The organism is Pseudomonas sp. MWU12-2319, assembly GCF_023242525.1.
GTDB lineage: Bacteria > Pseudomonadota > Gammaproteobacteria > Pseudomonadales > Pseudomonadaceae > Aquipseudomonas > Aquipseudomonas gingeri_D.
Genome location: NZ_JALJES010000005.1, coordinates 79,910 through 97,903 on the forward strand (window position 1 = coordinate 79,910; position 17,994 = coordinate 97,903).

The 17,994-nt window shown below is 63.4% G+C and carries 17 protein-coding genes; 9 read left to right on the plus strand and 8 right to left on the minus strand.

Annotated elements, in window-relative coordinates; all coding sequences use genetic code 11:
* Positions 1-17 precede the first annotated feature (17 nt).
* Entirely contained in the window at positions 18-1,472 is a 1,455-nt protein-coding gene (locus M5C01_RS09990; RefSeq protein WP_152738394.1) for a TrkH family potassium uptake protein, read from the plus strand.
* On the opposite strand, the gene M5C01_RS09995 is transcribed toward M5C01_RS09990, so the two are convergent.
* The gene (locus M5C01_RS09995; protein WP_152738392.1) at positions 1,429-2,490 is read right to left on the minus strand and encodes an AraC family transcriptional regulator; all 1,062 of its coding nucleotides are present in this window, start codon (positions 2,488-2,490) and stop codon (positions 1,429-1,431) included. The genes M5C01_RS09990 and M5C01_RS09995 overlap by 44 nt on opposite strands.
* 159 nt (positions 2,491-2,649) lie before the next feature.
* On the opposite strand from M5C01_RS09995, the gene M5C01_RS10000 reads away from it, so the two are divergent.
* Both M5C01_RS10000 and M5C01_RS10005 read left to right on the plus strand, forming a co-directional pair.
* Complete coding sequence (locus M5C01_RS10000) at positions 2,650-2,961, plus strand: DUF962 domain-containing protein (protein WP_103496501.1); 312 nt, start codon at positions 2,650-2,652, stop codon at positions 2,959-2,961.
* Between the two features lie 99 nt (positions 2,962-3,060).
* Entirely contained in the window at positions 3,061-3,651 is a 591-nt protein-coding gene (locus M5C01_RS10005; RefSeq protein ID WP_152738389.1) for a phosphohydrolase, read from the plus strand.
* Positions 3,652-3,657: 6 nt separating this feature from the next.
* Here the strand turns inward: M5C01_RS10005 and M5C01_RS10010 are convergent, their stop codons facing one another.
* A complete protein-coding gene (locus tag M5C01_RS10010) occupies positions 3,658-4,479 on the minus strand; it encodes a UDP-2,3-diacylglucosamine diphosphatase (RefSeq protein WP_152738386.1) in 822 nt (273 codons plus the stop codon).
* 129 nt (positions 4,480-4,608) lie between these two features.
* Between M5C01_RS10010 and M5C01_RS10015 the strand changes: the two genes are divergently transcribed.
* From M5C01_RS10015 to M5C01_RS10025, 3 genes are all read left to right on the plus strand, one after another.
* Positions 4,609-5,358 (plus strand): AraC family transcriptional regulator, encoded by a 750-nt coding sequence (locus M5C01_RS10015; RefSeq protein WP_152738383.1) that lies wholly within the window; start codon positions 4,609-4,611, stop codon positions 5,356-5,358.
* An 87-nt stretch (positions 5,359-5,445) separates the two neighbouring features.
* Positions 5,446-6,339 (plus strand): DMT family transporter, encoded by an 894-nt coding sequence (locus M5C01_RS10020; protein ID WP_152738381.1) that lies wholly within the window; start codon positions 5,446-5,448, stop codon positions 6,337-6,339.
* Positions 6,340-6,492: 153 nt separating this feature from the next.
* Positions 6,493-6,786, plus strand: coding sequence for a hypothetical protein (locus M5C01_RS10025; protein WP_152738378.1), 294 nt, complete (start codon positions 6,493-6,495; stop codon positions 6,784-6,786).
* A gap of 8 nt (positions 6,787-6,794) precedes the next feature.
* On the opposite strand, the gene M5C01_RS10030 is transcribed toward M5C01_RS10025, so the two are convergent.
* A complete protein-coding gene (locus tag M5C01_RS10030) occupies positions 6,795-7,082 on the minus strand; it encodes a SelT/SelW/SelH family protein (protein ID WP_152738375.1) in 288 nt (95 codons plus the stop codon).
* Positions 7,083-7,155: 73 nt separating this feature from the next.
* Here M5C01_RS10030 and M5C01_RS10035 point away from each other — a divergent pair, with 73 nt between their 5' ends.
* Positions 7,156-9,345 carry a patatin-like phospholipase family protein gene (locus M5C01_RS10035; RefSeq protein ID WP_152738372.1) on the plus strand — a complete coding sequence of 730 codons (2,190 nt, stop codon included), beginning with the start codon at positions 7,156-7,158 and terminating at the stop codon, positions 9,343-9,345.
* Positions 9,346-9,366: 21 nt separating this feature from the next.
* Here M5C01_RS10035 and M5C01_RS10040 read toward each other — a convergent pair whose 3' ends face one another.
* The 3 genes from M5C01_RS10040 to recQ all read right to left on the minus strand — a co-directional run bounded on the left by M5C01_RS10040 (position 9,367) and on the right by recQ (position 14,480).
* Complete coding sequence (locus M5C01_RS10040; RefSeq protein ID WP_152738369.1) at positions 9,367-11,613, minus strand: FimV/HubP family polar landmark protein; 2,247 nt, start codon at positions 11,611-11,613, stop codon at positions 9,367-9,369.
* A gap of 162 nt (positions 11,614-11,775) precedes the next feature.
* Complete coding sequence (locus tag M5C01_RS10045) at positions 11,776-12,210, minus strand: MarR family transcriptional regulator (protein ID WP_103496492.1); 435 nt, start codon at positions 12,208-12,210, stop codon at positions 11,776-11,778.
* 140 nt (positions 12,211-12,350) lie between these two features.
* Positions 12,351-14,480: a DNA helicase RecQ gene (gene recQ / locus M5C01_RS10050; RefSeq protein WP_152738366.1), complete on the minus strand. Its 2,130-nt coding sequence runs from the start codon at positions 14,478-14,480 to the stop codon at positions 12,351-12,353.
* A 252-nt stretch (positions 14,481-14,732) separates the two neighbouring features.
* Here recQ and M5C01_RS10055 point away from each other — a divergent pair, with 252 nt between their 5' ends.
* Positions 14,733-15,320 (plus strand): YecA family protein, encoded by a 588-nt coding sequence (locus M5C01_RS10055; RefSeq protein ID WP_103496490.1) that lies wholly within the window; start codon positions 14,733-14,735, stop codon positions 15,318-15,320.
* A 19-nt stretch (positions 15,321-15,339) separates the two neighbouring features.
* On the opposite strand, the gene M5C01_RS10060 is transcribed toward M5C01_RS10055, so the two are convergent.
* Positions 15,340-15,963 carry a DTW domain-containing protein gene (locus M5C01_RS10060; RefSeq protein WP_152738363.1) on the minus strand — a complete coding sequence of 208 codons (624 nt, stop codon included), beginning with the start codon at positions 15,961-15,963 and terminating at the stop codon, positions 15,340-15,342.
* 13 nt (positions 15,964-15,976) lie between these two features.
* Positions 15,977-16,870: a LysR family transcriptional regulator gene (locus tag M5C01_RS10065; RefSeq protein WP_040065200.1), complete on the minus strand. Its 894-nt coding sequence runs from the start codon at positions 16,868-16,870 to the stop codon at positions 15,977-15,979.
* Between the two features lie 166 nt (positions 16,871-17,036).
* Here M5C01_RS10065 and speB point away from each other — a divergent pair, with 166 nt between their 5' ends.
* Positions 17,037-17,987, plus strand: a complete 951-nt coding sequence (gene speB / locus M5C01_RS10070; protein ID WP_103496488.1) for an agmatinase — start codon at positions 17,037-17,039, stop codon at positions 17,985-17,987.
* The last annotated feature ends 7 nt before the right edge of the window (positions 17,988-17,994 follow it).

Here is a 17,994-nt window from a genome sequence, read left to right on the forward strand (position 1 = left end):
TTTCCCGAGCCTATTTCATGGCGATGCCGACCCTGCGCATCATTGGTTTCATCATCGGCATTTTCCTGATCACCCTGGCTGTCAGCATGGTCATCCCCATGCTGGTGCTGGTGGCTTTCGAACGCACCGGCGACCTGCCGGCCTTTCTCTGGGCCAGTACGATCACCTTCCTCGCCGGCCTGGCACTGGTGATCCGCGGTCGCCCGGAACAGGTACAACTGCGCCCCCGGGATATGTATCTGCTCACCGTCTCGAGCTGGGTGGTGGTGTGCATTTTCGCCGCGCTGCCCTTCGTGCTGACCCTGCACACCAGCTACACCGACGCCTTTTTCGAAAGCATGTCGGGGATCACCGCCACCGGTTCGACCGTGCTCAGCGGCCTGGACAGCATGTCCCCGGGCATCCTGATCTGGCGCTCGCTGCTGCATTGGCTGGGTGGGATCGGCTTTATCGGCATGGCGGTGGCGATCCTGCCGCTGCTGCGCATCGGTGGCATGCGCCTGTTCCAGACCGAATCCTCGGACCGCTCGCAAAAGGTCATGCCGCGTTCGCACATGGTGGCGCGCCTGATCGTCACCGCCTACATCGGCATCACCCTCCTCGGCAGCCTGGCGTTCTGGTGGGCCGGCATGAGCCTGTTCGATGCGATCAACCACGCCATGTCGGCGATTTCCACCGGCGGTTTCTCCACCTCGGACCAGTCCCTGGCCAAGTGGAGCCAACCGGCAGTGCACTGGGTGGCCGTGGTGGTGATGATTCTCGGCAGCCTGCCATTCACCCTCTACGTGGCGACCCTGCGCGGTCACCGCAAGGCACTGATCAAGGACCAGCAGGTGCAGGGCTTGCTCGGCCTGCTGCTGGTCACCTGGCTGGTACTCGGCACCTGGTACTGGTGGACCACCCAGCTGCACTGGCTCGATGCCCTGCGCCACGTCGCACTGAACGTGACCTCGGTGGTCACCACCACCGGCTTTGCCCTGGGCGACTACAGCCTGTGGGGCAACTTCTCGTTGATGCTGTTTTTCTACCTGGGCTTCGTTGGCGGCTGCTCGGGCTCGACGGCCGGCGGGATCAAGGTGTTCCGCTTCCAGGTCGCCTATATCCTGCTCAAGGCCAACCTCAACCAGTTGATCCATCCCCGGGCGGTGATCAAGCAGAAATACAACGGTCACCGTCTCGACGAAGAGATCGTGCGTTCGATCCTGACCTTTTCGTTCTTCTTCGCCATCACCATTTGTGCTATCGCCCTGGCCCTGTCGCTACTGGGCCTGGACTGGATGACCGCGCTTACCGGTGCCGCCAGTACCGTCTCCGGCGTGGGGCCGGGCCTGGGCGAGGTAATCGGGCCATCGGGGAATTTCTCCACCCTGCCGGACGCTGCCAAGTGGATCCTGTCCCTGGGCATGCTGCTCGGCCGACTGGAAATCATCACGGTGTTCGTTCTGTGTATCCCCGCATTCTGGCGTCATTGATCGAGGCCACCGCCCCCAACATCCGCGCCCGGTATTCGCCGGGCGTGACCTCGAACCAACGGCGGAAGGCGCGAAAAAAGTTGCTCGGGTCAGCGAAGCCCAGCAGATAGGCGATTTCCAGCAAGGTCATGCGCGGCTGCGCCAGGTATTGTTCGGCCAACTCACGGCGGGTGTCGTCGAGCAGCGCCTGGAAACTGGTGCCCTCCTCCTGCAAACGGCGCTGCAGGGTGCGCTGGGACAGGTGCAGGGTCTGCGCCACCACCTCGCGCTTGGGCTCGCCCTGGGGCAGCAGGCGACACAACACCTGGCGCGCCTTGTGGGTCACCCGGCTTTCCGAGAAGCGTGCCAGATATTCGCCGGCAAACCGGTCGTGGAGCAAGGCCATGGCCTCATTGGCGGTCGGCAACGGCGCTTCCATGTCGGCCTGCTCGAAGATCAGCGCATCGTAAGGTGCGTTGAATACCAGCGGCGCATGGAACACTTCCTTGTAAGGACCGAGATCCTCCGGCTCCGTCCCCTGCAGCAACACCTTGCGCGGCTGCAAGGTGCGCCCGGTCAGCCAGCCGCACAGCGCCAGGGCACAGGCCAGGGACGCCTCGGCGCTCTGGCGGGTGGGCGGCAGATGGTCGCCGTGCACCGTCAGGATCAATGCATAACCCTCGGGCAAGAGGCGAAAGCTCAAGTCGGCGCTTTCGGCGATGATCCGCTGATAACGCACCAGGCGCCGGAAACCCTCGGCCAGGGTCTGGCTGGACATCAGCGCGTAGCCGGCAACATGAAAGGACGCCGGGCGTACCACCCGGCCCATGTTCAAACCAATCGCCGGGTTGCCGGAAAGCTCCACCGCGCGCTGCCAGAGGCGCGTCATCGAATCCTGGGGAAAACGCGCATCGGGGTCGTCCAGGGCTGCATAATCGAGCCCCAGCTGCCGGAACAGGACGCGACAGTCCAGGCCATCCATCTCCAGCGCCTTGACAATCCCCATCGCCCAGCTTGCAGAAGTCGTTCTCTCGCTCATGGCCTTTTCTTGCATGATAAGTCGTATAGGACGACTAATGGCCTAAGGATACTAAAGTGGCGTCTATTGTCACTGGTCGCCGCTGCCAATCACTCTAGACTCAAATAAGCTCCCCGTGGAACCCTCCATGGGCGAGGTCGCCAACGCGGAGAGTACCCCGTGGAAAACATCAGAAAATTCAACAGCTTCGCAGAGTTCTACCCCTACTACCTGAGTGAACACGGCAACAGTACCTGCCGTAGGTTGCATTTCGTCGGCACCAGCCTGGTGATCTTTTTCCTGGCATTGGCCATCGGTCGCGCCTCGGGAGGGTTGCTGCTGGCGGTGCCCGTGGCCGGTTATGGCTTCGCCTGGGTCGGCCATTTTTTCTTCGAGAAGAACCGTCCGGCCACCTTTGAACACCCCTTCTACAGTTTGCTCGGCGATTTCGTCATGTTTCGCGACATGATCCTCGGCAAGGTACCGTTTTAGGCCCGGGGGGCCAGCAAAGCGTCCTGCGCAGCCACTGCCAGGACGCGGGCAAGCCCTAGACTGAGTCCGGCAGCGATAAAAACCACAAGAGGACAGCCGATGACCGGACAAGCCCGCTTTACCCATATGCAGGACGGCACCCAGGAGGATTGGGCGGTGATTGCCGCCGACTTCAGCGCCTACGCACGACAACTGCCGGCACGGATCCTGACTCACCTGAAGCTGCTGGAGGGTGATTTCGGCGGTTTCCCGGTGGATCGCCTGACCCATTCGCTGCAAACCGCCAGCCGGGCCTGGCGCGACGGACGGGACGAGGAGTACGTGATCTGCGCGCTGCTCCACGATATTGGCGACACCCTGGGTTCCTATAACCACCCGGACATCGCCGCGGCGATCCTCAAGCCCTTCGTCAGCGCGGAAAACCTGTGGATGGTGGAAAAGCACGGAATTTTCCAGGGCTACTACTTCTTCCATTACCTGGGAATGGATCGCCATCTGCGCGAGCAGTTTCGCGAGCACCCGCAGTATCTGGCGACCATCGAGTTCTGCGCCAAATACGACGCGGCGGCCTTCGACCCGGACTACGAGAGCCTGCCCCTGAGCTTTTTCGAACCTATGATGGAGCGCGTATTCGCCCAACCCCGGCAGTCGATCTACAAGGCCGCGATGGCGCAGAACCAGACGGCCTGATAGGGGCTAACCCGGCTCGGCGACTTTTTCCAGCTCCAGCTTGAGCTGCGCCTCTTTCGCCTGGGCATCCGCCAGGCGATACAGCTCGATGGTGCCATCCCAGTGTTCGATCAGGGCGGTGCAGGACTCGACCCAGTCACCGCAGTTGAGGTAGTCCACTTCGCCGACCTTGCGGATCTCGGCATGGTGGATATGCCCGCACACCACCCCATCGAGCCCGCGCTTCACGCATTCGTGGGCGATCGCCTCTTCGAAGTCGCTGATAAAGCTGACCGCGGTCTTGACCTTGTGCTTGAGGTAGGCCGACAACGACCAGTAGCCATAACCGTAGCGGGCCCGCCAATGGTTCAGCCAGCGATTGAGGGTCAGGGTGAACTCGTAGGCCGAATCGCCGAGGAACGCCAGCCAGCGGTGATACCGGGTGATCACGTCGAACTGGTCGCCATGGATCACCAGCAGCTTGCGCCCGTCGGCGGTCTGGTGCACCGCTTCGTCGACCAGCTGGATATTGCCCAGGATCAGTTTGGAGTAACGGCGCAGGAACTCATCGTGGTTGCCGGTGACATAGACCACCTCGGTGCCACGCTTGCTCATGGTCAGCAGCCGGCGGATCACGTTGGTGTGCGCTTGCGGCCAGTACATGCCGCCACGCATCTTCCAGCCGTCGATGATATCCCCCACCAGGTAGATACGGTCGGCCTGATAGCCCTTGAGAAACTGCGACAGGTGTTCGGCCTGGCAGTCGCGGGTCCCCAGGTGCACGTCGGAAATCCACAGGGTTCGCACACGCTGCTTACGGCTGGGTTTGGCAAGCTCCGCACGGGTCATGGGCATTCTCCGGATTTTTCCTGAGCTTGCACCGGGGCAGTTAATAGTCCATGACAGCTACATGGCAGTCCGATGACAACCGCCCGAACGGCAAGCGGTGTAGACTGCGACGATGCCAAGGAGACCGCGATGGGACCGATCCTGACCCTGCGCCACTACAGCCCCGACCTGATCAACCACAGCCATGCCCATGCGCAGCTGGTGTTTGGCCTGTCCGGCCGGCTCGACTTCGAGATCGAGGGGCACGGCAGCCAGGTGGTACAGCAAAGCGTCGCGGTGATTCCCTGCGATGCCCATCACGTCTGCGCCAGCCCCAACGGCAGCCGCTGCCTGGTGCTGGATGTGCCCGACGAACGCTGGTTGCTGAACACCCTGGGCGACCATGCCGAGGCCAGCCGGCGTCTGCTCGACACCGCCGGGCCACGCACCCTCGACGCCGCCCAGGGCCAACTGGTGCAGTGGCTGGCGGCCAGTCCCGTGGACGACCCGTTGATCGCGCAACAGGGCGCCGTGCTGCTGCTTGCCAGCCTGAACAGCCCCGGCAACCGCCCATTCGCTGGCAAGCGCCTGCCCCTGGCCGCCCTCAACGCGCACATCGATCGCCATCTGGCCCACCCGCTGCAGGTGACGGACCTGGCGCGTATTGCCGACCTGTCCAGCGCCCGCCTGCATACGCGCTTTGTCGCCGAATGCGGGCAGACGCCCATGGACTATGTGCGCAGCCGTCGCCTGCATATCGCCCTGGGACTGCTGCGCGAGTCGACCCTGCCGATTGGCGAGATCGCCAGCCGCGTCGGCTACCAGTCGCAAAGTGCCTTTGCCGCCGCCGTGCTCCGCGAGTTCGGCCGCACACCCGGCGCGTTGCGACGCGAGTCCTGAGACAAACGACAGCAGGCACGCGACAGACAGGCACACTGGCCGCCCTCTAGACTGCGGCTCTGTCTGTCAGCGTTTTCAAGGACCACCATGACTCCCCGTTCCGCCCTGGGCGCCCTGCATATCGGCGCATTGATGTTTGGCCTGACCGGCGTGTTCGGCAAACTCGCGAGCGCCGCCCCGGCGATCATCGTTTTCGGCCGTGCGGTCTTTGCCGTGCTCGCCCTCGGCCTGTTCGCCCGCCTGGCCCGCAATCATCACTGGCAACCGCTGCAGGCACAGGACTGGCGGCGCCTGCTGCTCAGCGGCCTGCTGCTGGCCGGGCACTGGGTCAGCTTCTTCATTGCAGTAAAAGTCGCCGGTGTGGCCGTGGCGACCCTGGGTTTCGCCAGCTTTCCGGCCTTCACGGTGATTCTGGAAGGCGTGATCTTTCGCGAGCGCATCCGCTTCAATGAAATCCTCCTGGTGGTGCTGGTCAGTATCGGCCTGGTGCTGGTCACGCCCGACTTCAACCTTGCCAGCCAGGCCACCGGCGGTTTGCTCTGGGCCGTACTGTCCGGCCTGCTGTTCTCATTGCTGTCACTGGCCAACCGGGCCGGCTCCGGGCGGATTCCCGCCGTACAGGCAGCGTTGTGCCAGAACCTGGTGGTCGCCGCCTGCCTGCTGCCCTGGGCCGCCCCGGATCTTGCGCAAGTACCAAAGCTGGACTGGGTCTGGATCGGCCTGCTCGGGGTGTTCTGCACAGCCGTGGCCCACAGCCTGTTCGTGGCCAGCCTCGCGGTGATCAAGGCGCGTACCGCGGCGGTGGTCTTTGCCCTGGAGCCGGTGTACGGGATCACCGCGGCCTGGCTGCTGTTCGGCGAAAACCCGACCCTGCGCATGTTGATCGGCGGCGCCCTGATCATTCTCGCCATCGTGGTGTCCAGCCGCCTGGGCGCCGCGGCGGCACCGCGGGAACACCAGGAAGCCGCGTCAGTTCATTGACGAAAACCCAATCCGCCTATACTGGTGACATCCGCAACAGTTTGCTGTCGTTCACGGAGATCAGGGTTTCTCGACGACAGCTGCAGTGATTCCCCCCCTGAATCGACTCGATTCGAGCGGCCCTCCCCATCAACATGTTGGAGGGTTTCATCCATGGACATCGTCAGTCTTTTGATTCAAGCCATCAGCGGCGCCGTGGGCGGTAACGTGGCCGGGTCGGTCCTGCAGAAATACAACCTGGGCCCGGTCATCAATTCCATCCTCGGCATACTCGGCGGCGGTCTCGGCGGGCAGTTGCTCGATCTCTTCACCAACGGCAGCGTGGGCAGCGGTAGCGGCGCACTGGACCTGACCTCGATCCTCGGCAGTATTGCCAGCGGTGGCGTGGGCGGTGGGGTGCTGATGGTCATCGTCGGGCTCATCAAGTCGAAGCTGAGCCCGTCGTAAGTCCGCGCCTATCGGGGCCGGTCGTTGTGCCCGAGGTCGCGCTCGGGATCGATCCGGTCCCGTACCCGCTGCTTGAGTACCTTGGCTTCGGGAAAGCCGCCGTCTTCCTTGCGCTCCCAGATCTGCACCTCGTCGCAGGTGATCCGGAACACTCCGCCGGTCCCCGGCTCCAGGGCCACCTGGCCGAGATCATCGGCGAAGGTGCTGAGCAGTTCCTGGGCCAGCCAGGCGGCACGCAGCAGCCATTGGCACTGGGTGCAGTAGGTGATGACGATATGCGGTTTACGTGTGGTCATGATTGCATCCGGCTGTGGAAGGAAAGGTCGTCGCTATAATAACGACCTTTTTATCGCCCCTCCCGAGATCATGATGCGCCGCCTGTTGTCCTGCCTGCTCCTCTGTCTACTGCCCCTGGCGCTGCAAGCCGCCGAACCGCCGCGACCGAAGATCGGCCTGGTGCTGTCCGGCGGTGCCGCCCGTGGCCTGGCCCATATCGGCGTGCTCAAGGCCCTGGAAGAACAGGGCATCAAGATCGACGCCATCGCCGGCACCAGCATGGGCGCGGTGATCGGCGGGCTCTATGCCTCGGGCTACAAGATCGACGAGCTGGAAAAGCTCGCCCTGGGCATCGACTGGAAACAGGCGCTGTCCGACGCCCCGCCACGGGAAGACATCCCGTTTCGGCGTAAACAGGATGACCGCGATTTCCTGGTCAAACAGCAGCTCAGCTTCCGCGACGACGGCAGCTTGGGCCTGCCGCTGGGAGTGATCCAGGGCCAGAACCTGGCCTTGCTGCTGGAAAGCACGCTAGCCCATGCCAGCGGCACCCGTGACTTCGACAAGCTGCCGATCCCCTTTCGCGCGGTTGCCACCGATATCGCCAGTGGCGAAAAAGTCGTGTTCCGCCGCGGCCACCTGCCCCAGGTGGTCCGCGCCAGCATGTCGATCCCGGCGGTATTCGCCCCGGTCGAGCTGGACGGGCGCCTGCTGGTGGATGGCGGCATGACCGACAATATTCCGCTGGATGTGGTGCGCGAAATGGGCGTCGACATCGCCATCGTGGTGGATATCGGTACCCCGCTGCGCTCACGCAAACAACTGGCGACCGTGGTCGACGTCCTCAACCAGTCGATCACCCTGATGACCCGGCGCAACTCCGAAGAACAGCTGGCCACGCTGCACCGCAATGACATCCTGATCCAGCCGGCGCTGGCCAGTTACGGCAGCACCGACTTCGGCCGCGCCCAGGACATCATCGACGCCGGTTATCGCGCCACGCGCATTCTCGACGCGCGCCTGGCCGGCTTGCGTTCGCCGCCCAATCCCGACGCCGAACTGGTCGCCGCCCGTGCGCCCGAACAGCGCACCCCGGTGATCAATACGATCAGGATCGAGAACGACTCCAAGGTCAGCGACGCAGTGATCCGCTATTACATCCGCCAACCCCTCGGCGAGCCGCTGGACCTCGAGCGCCTGCGCATCGACATGGGCACTCTCTACGGCCTGGACTACTTCGAGCAGGTGCAATACCGGGTCGCGCGCAAGGGCCAGGAACACACCCTGGTCATCAGCGCCCGGGGCAAACGCAGCGGCACCGACTACCTGCGCCTGGGCTTGAACCTGTCGGATGACATGCGCGGCGACAGCGCCTTCAATCTCGGCGCCAGTTATCGGGTCAACGGCATCAACAGCCTCGGCGGCGAGTGGCTGACCCGGGCCCAGATCGGCGATCAGCAGGATCTCTACAGCGAGTTCTATCAACCGCTGGACACCGGCTCGCGCTACTTTGTCGCGCCCTATGTGAACCTGCAAACGCAGAATGTGGAAGCGACCCTGGATAACGATCCGATTGCCGAATACCGCCTGGAACGTTATGGCTTCGGCTTGAACATCGGTCGCCAGATCGCCAACAACGGCGAGATCCGTCTCGGTATCGGCGAAGCCTGGGGCCAGGCCGACGTGAAGATCGGCGATCGCAGCCTGCCGCGGGTGAGTTTCAGCGAAGGTTTCTACGCGCTCAAATACTCCTTCGACTCGCTGGACAACGTCTACTTCCCGCACACGGGGGAAAACATCAACCTGACCCTGCGCGAGTTCGACCCGAGCCTGGGTTCGACCCAACGCTACCGGCAGTGGGAGCTCACCCTGGACAAGGCCCTGAGCCAGGGACCGAATACCTGGATCCTGGGTGGGCGCTACGGACGTACCCTGGACGACGCCGAAGTGGTCACTTCGAGTTTCCTGCTGGGGGGCGCACGGCAGCTATCGGGGTTCCGCCAGGATTCGATTGCCGGGCAGAACATCAGCCTGATGCGCGCGGTCTATTACCGCCGGCTGACACCCCGGGCCTACCTGCCACTGGATTTCCCCCTGTACCTCGGCGCCTCCCTGGAACGCGGGCGGGCCTGGAACAACGACAATCAATTCGACACCGGCTACATCAACGCCGCCAGCGTGTTCCTGGGCTTCGATACGCCACTGGGGCCGTTGAACTTCAGCTATGGCCTCAATGACGACAATCAGAAGGCGCTGTACCTGAATCTGGGACAGACCTTCTGATGTTCGCAGGGGCGAGCCGTATCAGCGAATACTGGCGAGCAAGGTGCGCGCCGTCTGCTTCAGGGGTTCATCGCCTTCGCGCAGCAGCTCGAGGAGCAGTTGACTGGCATGGTCCAGGTCGCCGACATTGATGCAGGTTTGCGCCTGCTCAAGCTTGCTGGCCGAAGCCTGCTCGCGCTCCAGGCTGTCGAAGTCGACTTCCAGGGGCTCGATGTCCAGGGGCTCGGAATCACTCATGAAACCATCGAGAAACGCGTCGTCCAGTGAGTCCCCGTCGTCGGGCAGGCTCAACTCCACTTCGCCCACAGGCGCAGGCACAGGCTCTGACTCAAGCTCGGAAAAATCGCTGAGGAACTGCTCGTCCGGCATCTCGAACACTTCCGGCAGCTCATTGAAGCTCTTGGTGAAGATCGGCTCGGGCTCAGGCTCCAGCTCGACAGGCAAAACCGGCTCTTCGGCGGTCTTGCTGCGGGGATGGGGCGTATTGTCGAACGGGCTGACCAGGTCCCAGTCGGCATCCATGGACAGATCATCGAGGTTGAGCTGGAATTCGTCCTCCAGCGGCTTGTCCGCTACAGGGGCGGTTGCAGTCGTCTCCTCAGCCGGCTCTTTCCAGTGTGCCGCCAGTACTGGCGCGACCGCTGCCACGGCGCCGGCCGCCGCCAGAACGGCGACCGGGGACGCAGCGGCTGGAGCTTGGGCTGGCGTGGCGGCAGCGCTTTGCAGTTTCGGATACTTGGCGCGCAATTCCTGCAGGGCCGACTCACTGAACCCGGCCTCCAGCAGCTTGCGCTCCTCCGTTGCGTAAGCCGCACTGTCGCCCTGCTGGGCCAGCACATCGAGCAAGCGCAGGTGCAAGTCCGTGCGCTCGGGTTCCTTGAGCATGGCCTCGCGCAGAATGCCCGCCGCTTCGCTGAAGCGACCATAGGCGATGTAGATACTCACGCCTTCAAGGGCATCAGGCACTTCGCTGGACTGACGCGAGGCCACTGCGGCCACCGGCGCCACCACCGGCTCGACCCGCGTCGACGCGGGCGTTGCCGGCTTGGTCGGCGGGGCCGGCGTTACCACTCGGCTGACCATCGGCTCCGGAACCGGAGCCACCGGAGGTACCGCCTCGGGCACCTGTTCAGCCTGCTGGCGGTTGCGGCGCAGGATAAAGGCCACGGCCAGCAGCGCGATCAGCAACAGCACCGCCCCCCACAGCAGCCAGTTCGGGCCATCGGCAGTCTCGGCGGCCGGTGTCGGCGCTACCACTGGCGCGGCCACCACGGCGGGGGCCGGCGCAACAGCCTTGGTCTTGAGTTCCGCGAGTTGTGTCTGCAGTTCAACGGCCTGTTTCTGGCTGCTGGCAATCATCTCGTCCTGCGCCTTCAACCTGACCTGCAGATCCTCGACGGTCTTCTGCAACTGCTGGTTTTCCAGGGCGGCCTTGGCCAGCTCCTCGGCGTTTTGCGCTGTCTCGGTCACGGCAGCAACCGCATTCTGCGTGGCGGCAGCCGCGGTGGCCGTAGCCGCGGCGGCCAGGGTCGGGGCAGCGGAAGACGCCGGGGCCGCAACCACTGCGACGTCCGGCAACAACAGGCTCTGGCCGACCCGCAAACGGTCGCTGCCCGGGTTCAGCGCACGAATGCCCTGGGACAATTCATTGACCGACGCCTGACTGCCGGCTTCGCGCAGTCGCTTGGCAATAACCCAGGGGTTATCCCCCTTGACCACGGTGTAGTGTTTGCCTTGCAGCGCAGGCGGCGGTGGGATATTCGCCACCGAAGCCGGTTGCTCAAGGGCAGCGCTGCGAGCAGGCAGGTTGTAACCGGCCGGCAGGTTGCCCGGCGGATCGAGCAGCACGGTGTATTCGCGCAGCAGGCGCCCGTTGGGTCGGTTGACCTGCACCAGGAAATTCAGAAAAGGTTCGCTGACCGGCTTGTTGGTCTGCACCTGGATAACACTGCTGTTGCCCCGCAGCACAGGGGTAAAGCGCAGGTCATTGAGGAAGAACACCCGCTCGACGCCCGCCCGGGCGAACTCCTCGGGTGTTGCCAGGCTGACCGACAGTTCGCCGTCGGCCAGGTCGCCCGGCTCGATCAAGGCGATTTCCGCGTTCAACGGCTGATTGAGCGCCGAATGCAGGGTGATATCCCCCAACCCCATGGCCGGGGCCAACGCCGAATACAACAACCCGCCGGCCAGCACGGCCAACAGGCGAGCCCGGTTCAGGGTGGATTTTCCAATGGAGCACCGCAACGCGGACTGCAAACTCTCGAGCATGAGCATCCCTTACTGGCGTGACGGCCCGCGCACGCGGGCCGGACACCGACACAATACACAGAACCAGTAACTCTTATAGTCTGCGGCGCAAAGACTATCAAAATTCGTTGAAGGCTTTACAAACTCGCTGAGGACTGCCAAGCCCGGCGGCCTGGGAATGCCTCAAGATTTTTCCAGGTTCGCCAGGATCCGGCTATGGACCCGCATGCAGATCCTCAGTTCTTCATCGTCGACACCGACGAACAGCTCATGGCGCAACGCAGTGGCGATGGTCTCGATCTGTTCAATCAGGGGCCGTGCCGAGGGACTCAGGACGATTTTCTTCGCCCGCCGGTCTTCCAGCACGGCCTGGCGCTGGACCAGCCCCTGGGTTTCCAGGCTGTCGAGCAGACGGGCCAGGGTCGGCCCTTCAACCCCCACACTCTGGGCCAGCTCGCGCTGGGTCGGGGCCTCGGTAAAACGCGCCAGGTGCAGCAAGACCAGCCAGCGCGCCTGGGACAAGCCCAGGCCCGCCAGACGGCGATCCAGTTCCGCACGCCAGCCTCGCGACATGTGCGCCAACTGCATGCCAAAACGGTGTTCATCGGTCAACGGCATAAAACACTCAGGGTTAGACTTAAAATAGACAAAACTAATTATTAGTCAGCTAAGCATGACCCATGCCCGGAGGCAAGGCTTGCTCAGCGCTGAATCGTTACTTGTCGTGAATAAGACAGTGACCGGGGACAATACCGACCTCACATTTCAAATTCCGCCTGCAAGGCGGCCCGCACGCAGTACAGCACCCCTTCCGGCACACGGCCGGCAAACAGTTCGGCAATCGCGGTCACCGGAGGCAATTCGCCTTCGCCGTCGAGGAAGGCGTCCTGGATTTCCCCCAGCAGATCCTCCGGCAAGTCCAGCGCCTGCTCCAGCGACAGTTGCTGGCGGCCGACGGCCTCGGCCAGCAAGGTATAGACATTCTTTTCCGAACACTGCAACTGGCCGGCGATCTGCAACGGCGTCATACCGGCCCGGGCCAGGCTGATCAGTTCGTGGCGGATATCGGCCACGGTTTTCGGGGTTTCTGCCTCGCCGCCGAGGACTTCGAGGAACGCCTCGCCATAACGCTCCAGCTTGCGCGCGCCGATACCGCTGACCTTGGCCATTTCCGCCAGGGAAGTCGGCTGGCTGCGGAGCATTTCCAGCAAGGTGGAGTCGGGGAAGATGACATAGGGCGGCACGCCATGTTCCTGGGCCAGCTTGCGCCGCAGGGCACGCAGGGCTTCCCACTGTTCGCGCTCCTCGCCACGCACCAGCTGGCTGGCAGGGCTGGCGGAGACACTTTTGGCCGTGGTCTGCGGCTTGAGGTCGCGGCGCAGCTCCAGGCTCACTTCGCCCTTGAGCAGGGGCCGGCAGCTATCGCTCAGACGCAGGCCGCCGTAGCCTTCCAGGTCGATATCGGCCAGCCCGCGGGCCACCAGCTGGCGGAACAGGGTGCGCCATTCGCCTTCGGCCAGCGCCTTGCCGACACCGAATACCGTCAGGTGCTGATGACCGAAACTGCGCACCTTGTCGTTTTCCTTGCCCAGCAGCACATCCACCAGGTGTCCGACGCCATACCGCTGGCCGGTACGAAAAATCGCCGACAGCGCCTGGCGCGCCGGTTCGGTGGCGTCCCAGGTCTGCACGCCATCGACGCAGTTGTCGCAATGCCCACAGGGTTGCGGCATGTCTTCATCGAAATAGGCCAGCAGGGTCTGGCGACGGCAGCGGGTTTCCTCACACAAGGCCAGCATGGCGTCGAGCTTGTGGTGCTCCAGGCGCTTGTGCCGCTCGTCACCTTCAGAGTTCTGCAGCATCTGCTTGAGCATCACCACATCCTGCAAGCCATAGGCCATCCAGGCATCCGCCGGCAGGCCGTCGCGGCCGGCACGACCGGTTTCCTGGTAGTAGGCTTCCAGGGACTTGGGCAGATCCAGGTGGGCGACAAAGCGCACGTTGGACTTGTCGATGCCCATGCCGAAAGCAATGGTCGCCACCATGATCAGCCCTTCCTCGTTGAGGAAGCGCTTCTGGTTGGCGGCACGCACATCGCTGGCCAGCCCGGCGTGGTAAGGCAACGCCGGATAGCCTTGCTCGCAAAGCATCGCGGCCACTTCATCGACCTTCTTGCGCGAGAGGCAATAGACAATCCCGGCATCGCTGCGGCGCTGCGAAAGGAACGCCAGCAGCTGTTTGCGCGGCTGCTCCTTGGGCACGATGCGGTAGAAGATGTTCGGCCGGTCGAAGCTGGAGAGAAAGCGCTCGGCATTCTGCAGGTGCAGGCGATTGACGATTTCTTCGCGGGTCCGCTTGTCGGCGGTAGCGGTCAGGGCGATACGCGGTACATCCGGGAACAGCTCGGCCAACTGGCCGAGTTGCAGGTACTCGGGACGGAAGTCGTGACCCCATTGCGACACACAGTGGGCTTCATCGATGGCGAACAGGGCGATCTGGAGGTTCTGCAGGAACGACAGCATGCGCGGCTGCACCAGGCGCTCGGGGGCCAGGTAGAGCATTTTCACTTCGCCGCGACGAATCCGCGCCGCCAGGTCACGTTGCTGTTCGGCGCTCAGCGTGGAGTTCAAGGCCGCGGCAGCGACGCCCAGTTCCTCGAGGGTCGCCACCTGGTCGTCCATCAGTGCGATCAAAGGCGAGACCACCACCGTCAGGCCCTCGCGCAGCAACGCCGGAACCTGGAAGCACAGGGACTTGCCGCCGCCGGTCGGCATCAGCACCAGGGCGTCGCCACCATTGGCCACGCGCTCAATAATGGCACCCTGGCGACCACGGAAGCTGTCGTAACCGAAGATGTCCTTGAGGACGCGTTGAGCCTGTTCGAGCATAACCACTCCAAAAATCATCGAAACGCTTGTTCAAAGGCTGGCTGAAGATTCACCGTTTTCACGAAAAAAACCGTAAGCAGGCATTTCCCAGCGGCCCCGAGGGTCAGCAGCGCATCACAAAACGCGGCAGTATACCCGAGCGTCCGACGGCAATGGGCGGTGCCGGTCGGTTAAGGGAATTCAGTGCTTGCTGGCCTGAGGGCTCAAGAACGCCTAGAATTGTTTATCGTTTATTCCCAAGGTAGCCCCTCAATGTCCTTCGCTGAGCAACTCACCCGCCTGCAAGCCTTCCTCGACGCCGACGAGCTGCACGAAGAGGCGCTGGACTATGTCGCCGCCCACGGCTACCTGACCGCGTTGTCGATCTGCGCCGAGATCGTCCCCGATCGGGAATGGATCGACGCCCTGTTCGCCGAGGAGCCGCACTACAGCGACGCCGCCCAGCGCGAAGAGATCGAAGCCACGCTGATCCAGCTCAAGGCCCATATCGCCCGCCAGCTGGCGTCCGATGAAGAATTCGAGCTGCCGTGCGACCTGGACCTGGGCGACGACCCGGACGACTCCGAGCTGCGCGGCTGGTGTATCGGCTTCATGGAAGGCGTGTTCCTGCGTGAAGAGGCCTGGTTCGAAACCGCCGAAGACGAAGTCAGCGAAATGCTCCTGCCGATCATGGTCGGTTCCGGCCTGTTCGACGAACAACCCGAGTTCGCCGATATCGCCGCCGATGCCAACCTGATGGACGACATGATCGTGCAGATCCCGGAAGCCCTGACCGCGCTGTACCTGCTGTGCAACGCCCCGGACGAAAAACCGGCCATCCTCAAGCCACGTCATCACTGAGTCGGCTGACGACATGAACTCAATCGCCCGGCACTGCCGGGCGTTTTTTTTCGTGGTTGCGCAGGAAAGTCTCTTCACCCATCGCCCGAATCTGCCCTTCGATCAGTGCTTCGAATGGCCGCAGCAACGCCGCGAACGAAACCGGTGCCTCCAGGGTTTCGAGCGCCTGGACAATCGCCTCCAGCGTCGACAAGGCGCCCGGCTCCGGCGCCTTGCGCAATCGGTAGCGCGACACCGCCCCCGCCTCCAGCGTCACCCGTGGCAACGCCGCCAGCAATGGATTGAGGTAGAGCATCTTGCGCGCCTTGCGCCAGGTGCCGTCGGGTACCACCAGCAACAGCGGCAATTCACTCGGTGCGGCCGCATAAACCTGCAAGGGCTGTGCATCCTCTGCCGGGAACAGCAATTTCGCCTGGTAACCGGGCTGTTGCAGCAACTGGGGCAGGTCCTCGAAAACCTCACCCACCCGCAACTCGGCATTGGTCAACCCCAATGCCGCCAGCCGGGCGGTGTTCAAGGCATGGTTGACCTCGCTGGGATGCTGCAACAGCAGCACGCGGGTGCGGCTGTCCAGCTGTGGGATCAGTGCGCACAGGCAGTGGCTTTCGGGACGCAGGCAGCGTTCACAACGGGCTCTGGACATTGAGTTATACCGATCAGGGCTGGTTGAGCTGGGCTTTGAGCAGGTCGCGAAACGTCTGGATCAACGGCTCGCGACTGCGGCCCCGGCGCAGGATCATGGAAAACGGCGCCTGGTAGCCGAAGGTCGCCGGCAGCAATACCCGCAGGTCACCCTTGTCGGCCCAGGGCTGGGCGTAGTGCTCCGGCAGGTAGCCGATATAGGCGCCGGACAGCACCAGGATCAATTGCGCCTCCATACTTTCCACGGTCGCCGCGCTGTGCTTGAAACCATGGCGCGCCAGCTCGGCCTGGCTCCAGTAACCGCGTCCGACCATGCGTTGCTGGGTAATCACCTGTTCCGGGATACGCCGTTCGTTGTACAGCGGATGCCGGTTGCTGCAATACAACCAGTGCTGCTCACGGTACAGCGGCTGGTAGACCAACCCGCTCATGCGCGTGGAAAAGGCGCCGATGGCCAGGTCGAGACGATTGTCCTGCACGCCGAGCTGCAATTCGTAGGGACTCATCACCGACAGGTGCAGGTGCACGGCCGGGTGCTCCTGGCTGTAGGCGCCGATGGCCTCGGCCAGGGGCAAGGCCGGCTCGCTGACCGTGGAATCGATCACCCCCAGGTTCAAGGTGCCGCGCAACTCACCCTTGAGGGCCGCGGCGTATTGCTCGAAACCTTCGAGCTCGCCGAGCAGACGCAGGGTTTCCTGGTGGAACAGTTCGCCCTTGCTGGTCAGGCTGAAGCCGCCGCGCCCGCGATGACACAGGACCAGGCCCAGGGACGCTTCCAGCTGGCTCATGTAGGTGCTGATCGCCGAGGTCGATAGATTGAGCTCCTGCTGGGCGTTGGCGAAGCCCTGGTGCCGGACCACGCTGACGAAGATGCGCAATAGTTTGAGGTCGGGTAAAGCGTTGGCCATGGGAGTTCCTGGGGAAAGTCTGCATTGCCGGAAACAATTCTGTCCGCCCAGTTTCCCATTAGTTTAGAAAAATCTGAACTAACTATTTGCCGTCAGCGATTCTTCCCGCCCGGCACCTTTCGCAGAATCGCCCCCTGATAACCAAAATAAATGATGAGGCTTACCCGTGGACAAGATTCTTCACCAACCACTGGGCGGTAACGAAATGCCGCGCTTCGGCGGTATCGCCACCATGATGCGCCTCCCGCACCTGCAATCGGCCGCCGGCCTCGACGCCGCGTTCATCGGCATCCCGCTGGACATCGGCACCTCGCTGCGCGCCGGGACCCGTTTCGGCCCGCGGGAAATCCGCGCCGAGTCGGTGATGATCCGCCCCTACAACATGGCCACCGGTGCCGCGCCCTTCGATTCGTTGTCGGTGGCCGACATCGGTGACGTGGCGATCAACACCTTCAACCTGCTGGACGCCGTACGCATCATCGAAGAGTCCTACAACGCCATCCTCGAACACCCGGTCATCCCGCTGACCCTGGGCGGCGACCACACCATCACCCTGCCGATCCTGCGCGCCATCCACAAGAAGCACGGCAAGGTCGGCCTGGTGCACATCGACGCCCACGCCGATGTCAACGATCACATGTTCGGCGAGAAAATCGCCCACGGCACCACCTTCCGCCGCGCCGTGGAAGAAGGCCTGCTGGACTGTGACCGGGTGGTGCAGATCGGCCTGCGCGCCCAGGGCTACACCGCCGAAGACTTCAACTGGAGCCGCAAGCAGGGTTTCCGGGTGGTCCAGGCCGAAGAGTGCTGGCACAAATCCCTCGCTCCGCTGATGGCTGAAGTGCGCGAAAAAGTCGGCGGCGGCCCGGTGTACCTGAGCTTCGACATCGACGGCATCGACCCGGCCTGGGCGCCCGGTACCGGCACCCCGGAAATCGGCGGCCTGACCACCATCCAGGCGATCGAGATCGTCCGCGGCTGCCAGGGCCTGGACCTGGTCGGCTGCGACCTGGTGGAAGTCTCGCCACCCTACGACACCACCGGCAACACCTCGCTGCTCGGCGCCAACCTGCTGTACGAGATGCTCTGCGTACTGCCCGGCGTGGCCCACCGCTGAGGAGTCG

What these genes read in the sequence shown, in the direction of transcription:
- M5C01_RS09990 (WP_152738394.1), top strand. Translation starts at nt 18, where the DNA reads ATGGCGATGCCGACCCTGCGCATCATTGGTTTCATCATCGGCATTTTC.
- M5C01_RS09995 (WP_152738392.1), bottom strand. Translation starts at nt 2,490, where the DNA reads ATGAGCGAGAGAACGACTTCTGCAAGCTGGGCGATGGGGATTGTCAAG.
- M5C01_RS10005 (WP_152738389.1), top strand. Translation starts at nt 3,061, where the DNA reads ATGACCGGACAAGCCCGCTTTACCCATATGCAGGACGGCACCCAGGAG.
- M5C01_RS10010 (WP_152738386.1), bottom strand. Translation starts at nt 4,479, where the DNA reads ATGACCCGTGCGGAGCTTGCCAAACCCAGCCGTAAGCAGCGTGTGCGA.
- M5C01_RS10015 (WP_152738383.1), top strand. Translation starts at nt 4,609, where the DNA reads ATGGGACCGATCCTGACCCTGCGCCACTACAGCCCCGACCTGATCAAC.
- M5C01_RS10020 (WP_152738381.1), top strand. Translation starts at nt 5,446, where the DNA reads ATGACTCCCCGTTCCGCCCTGGGCGCCCTGCATATCGGCGCATTGATG.
- M5C01_RS10025 (WP_152738378.1), top strand. Translation starts at nt 6,493, where the DNA reads ATGGACATCGTCAGTCTTTTGATTCAAGCCATCAGCGGCGCCGTGGGC.
- M5C01_RS10030 (WP_152738375.1), bottom strand. Translation starts at nt 7,082, where the DNA reads ATGACCACACGTAAACCGCATATCGTCATCACCTACTGCACCCAGTGC.
- M5C01_RS10035 (WP_152738372.1), top strand. Translation starts at nt 7,156, where the DNA reads ATGCGCCGCCTGTTGTCCTGCCTGCTCCTCTGTCTACTGCCCCTGGCG.
- M5C01_RS10040 (WP_152738369.1), bottom strand. Translation starts at nt 11,613, where the DNA reads ATGCTCGAGAGTTTGCAGTCCGCGTTGCGGTGCTCCATTGGAAAATCC.
- M5C01_RS10045 (WP_103496492.1), bottom strand. Translation starts at nt 12,210, where the DNA reads ATGCCGTTGACCGATGAACACCGTTTTGGCATGCAGTTGGCGCACATG.
- recQ (WP_152738366.1), bottom strand. Translation starts at nt 14,480, where the DNA reads ATGCTCGAACAGGCTCAACGCGTCCTCAAGGACATCTTCGGTTACGAC.
- M5C01_RS10055 (WP_103496490.1), top strand. Translation starts at nt 14,733, where the DNA reads ATGTCCTTCGCTGAGCAACTCACCCGCCTGCAAGCCTTCCTCGACGCC.
- M5C01_RS10060 (WP_152738363.1), bottom strand. Translation starts at nt 15,963, where the DNA reads ATGTCCAGAGCCCGTTGTGAACGCTGCCTGCGTCCCGAAAGCCACTGC.
- M5C01_RS10065 (WP_040065200.1), bottom strand. Translation starts at nt 16,870, where the DNA reads ATGGCCAACGCTTTACCCGACCTCAAACTATTGCGCATCTTCGTCAGC.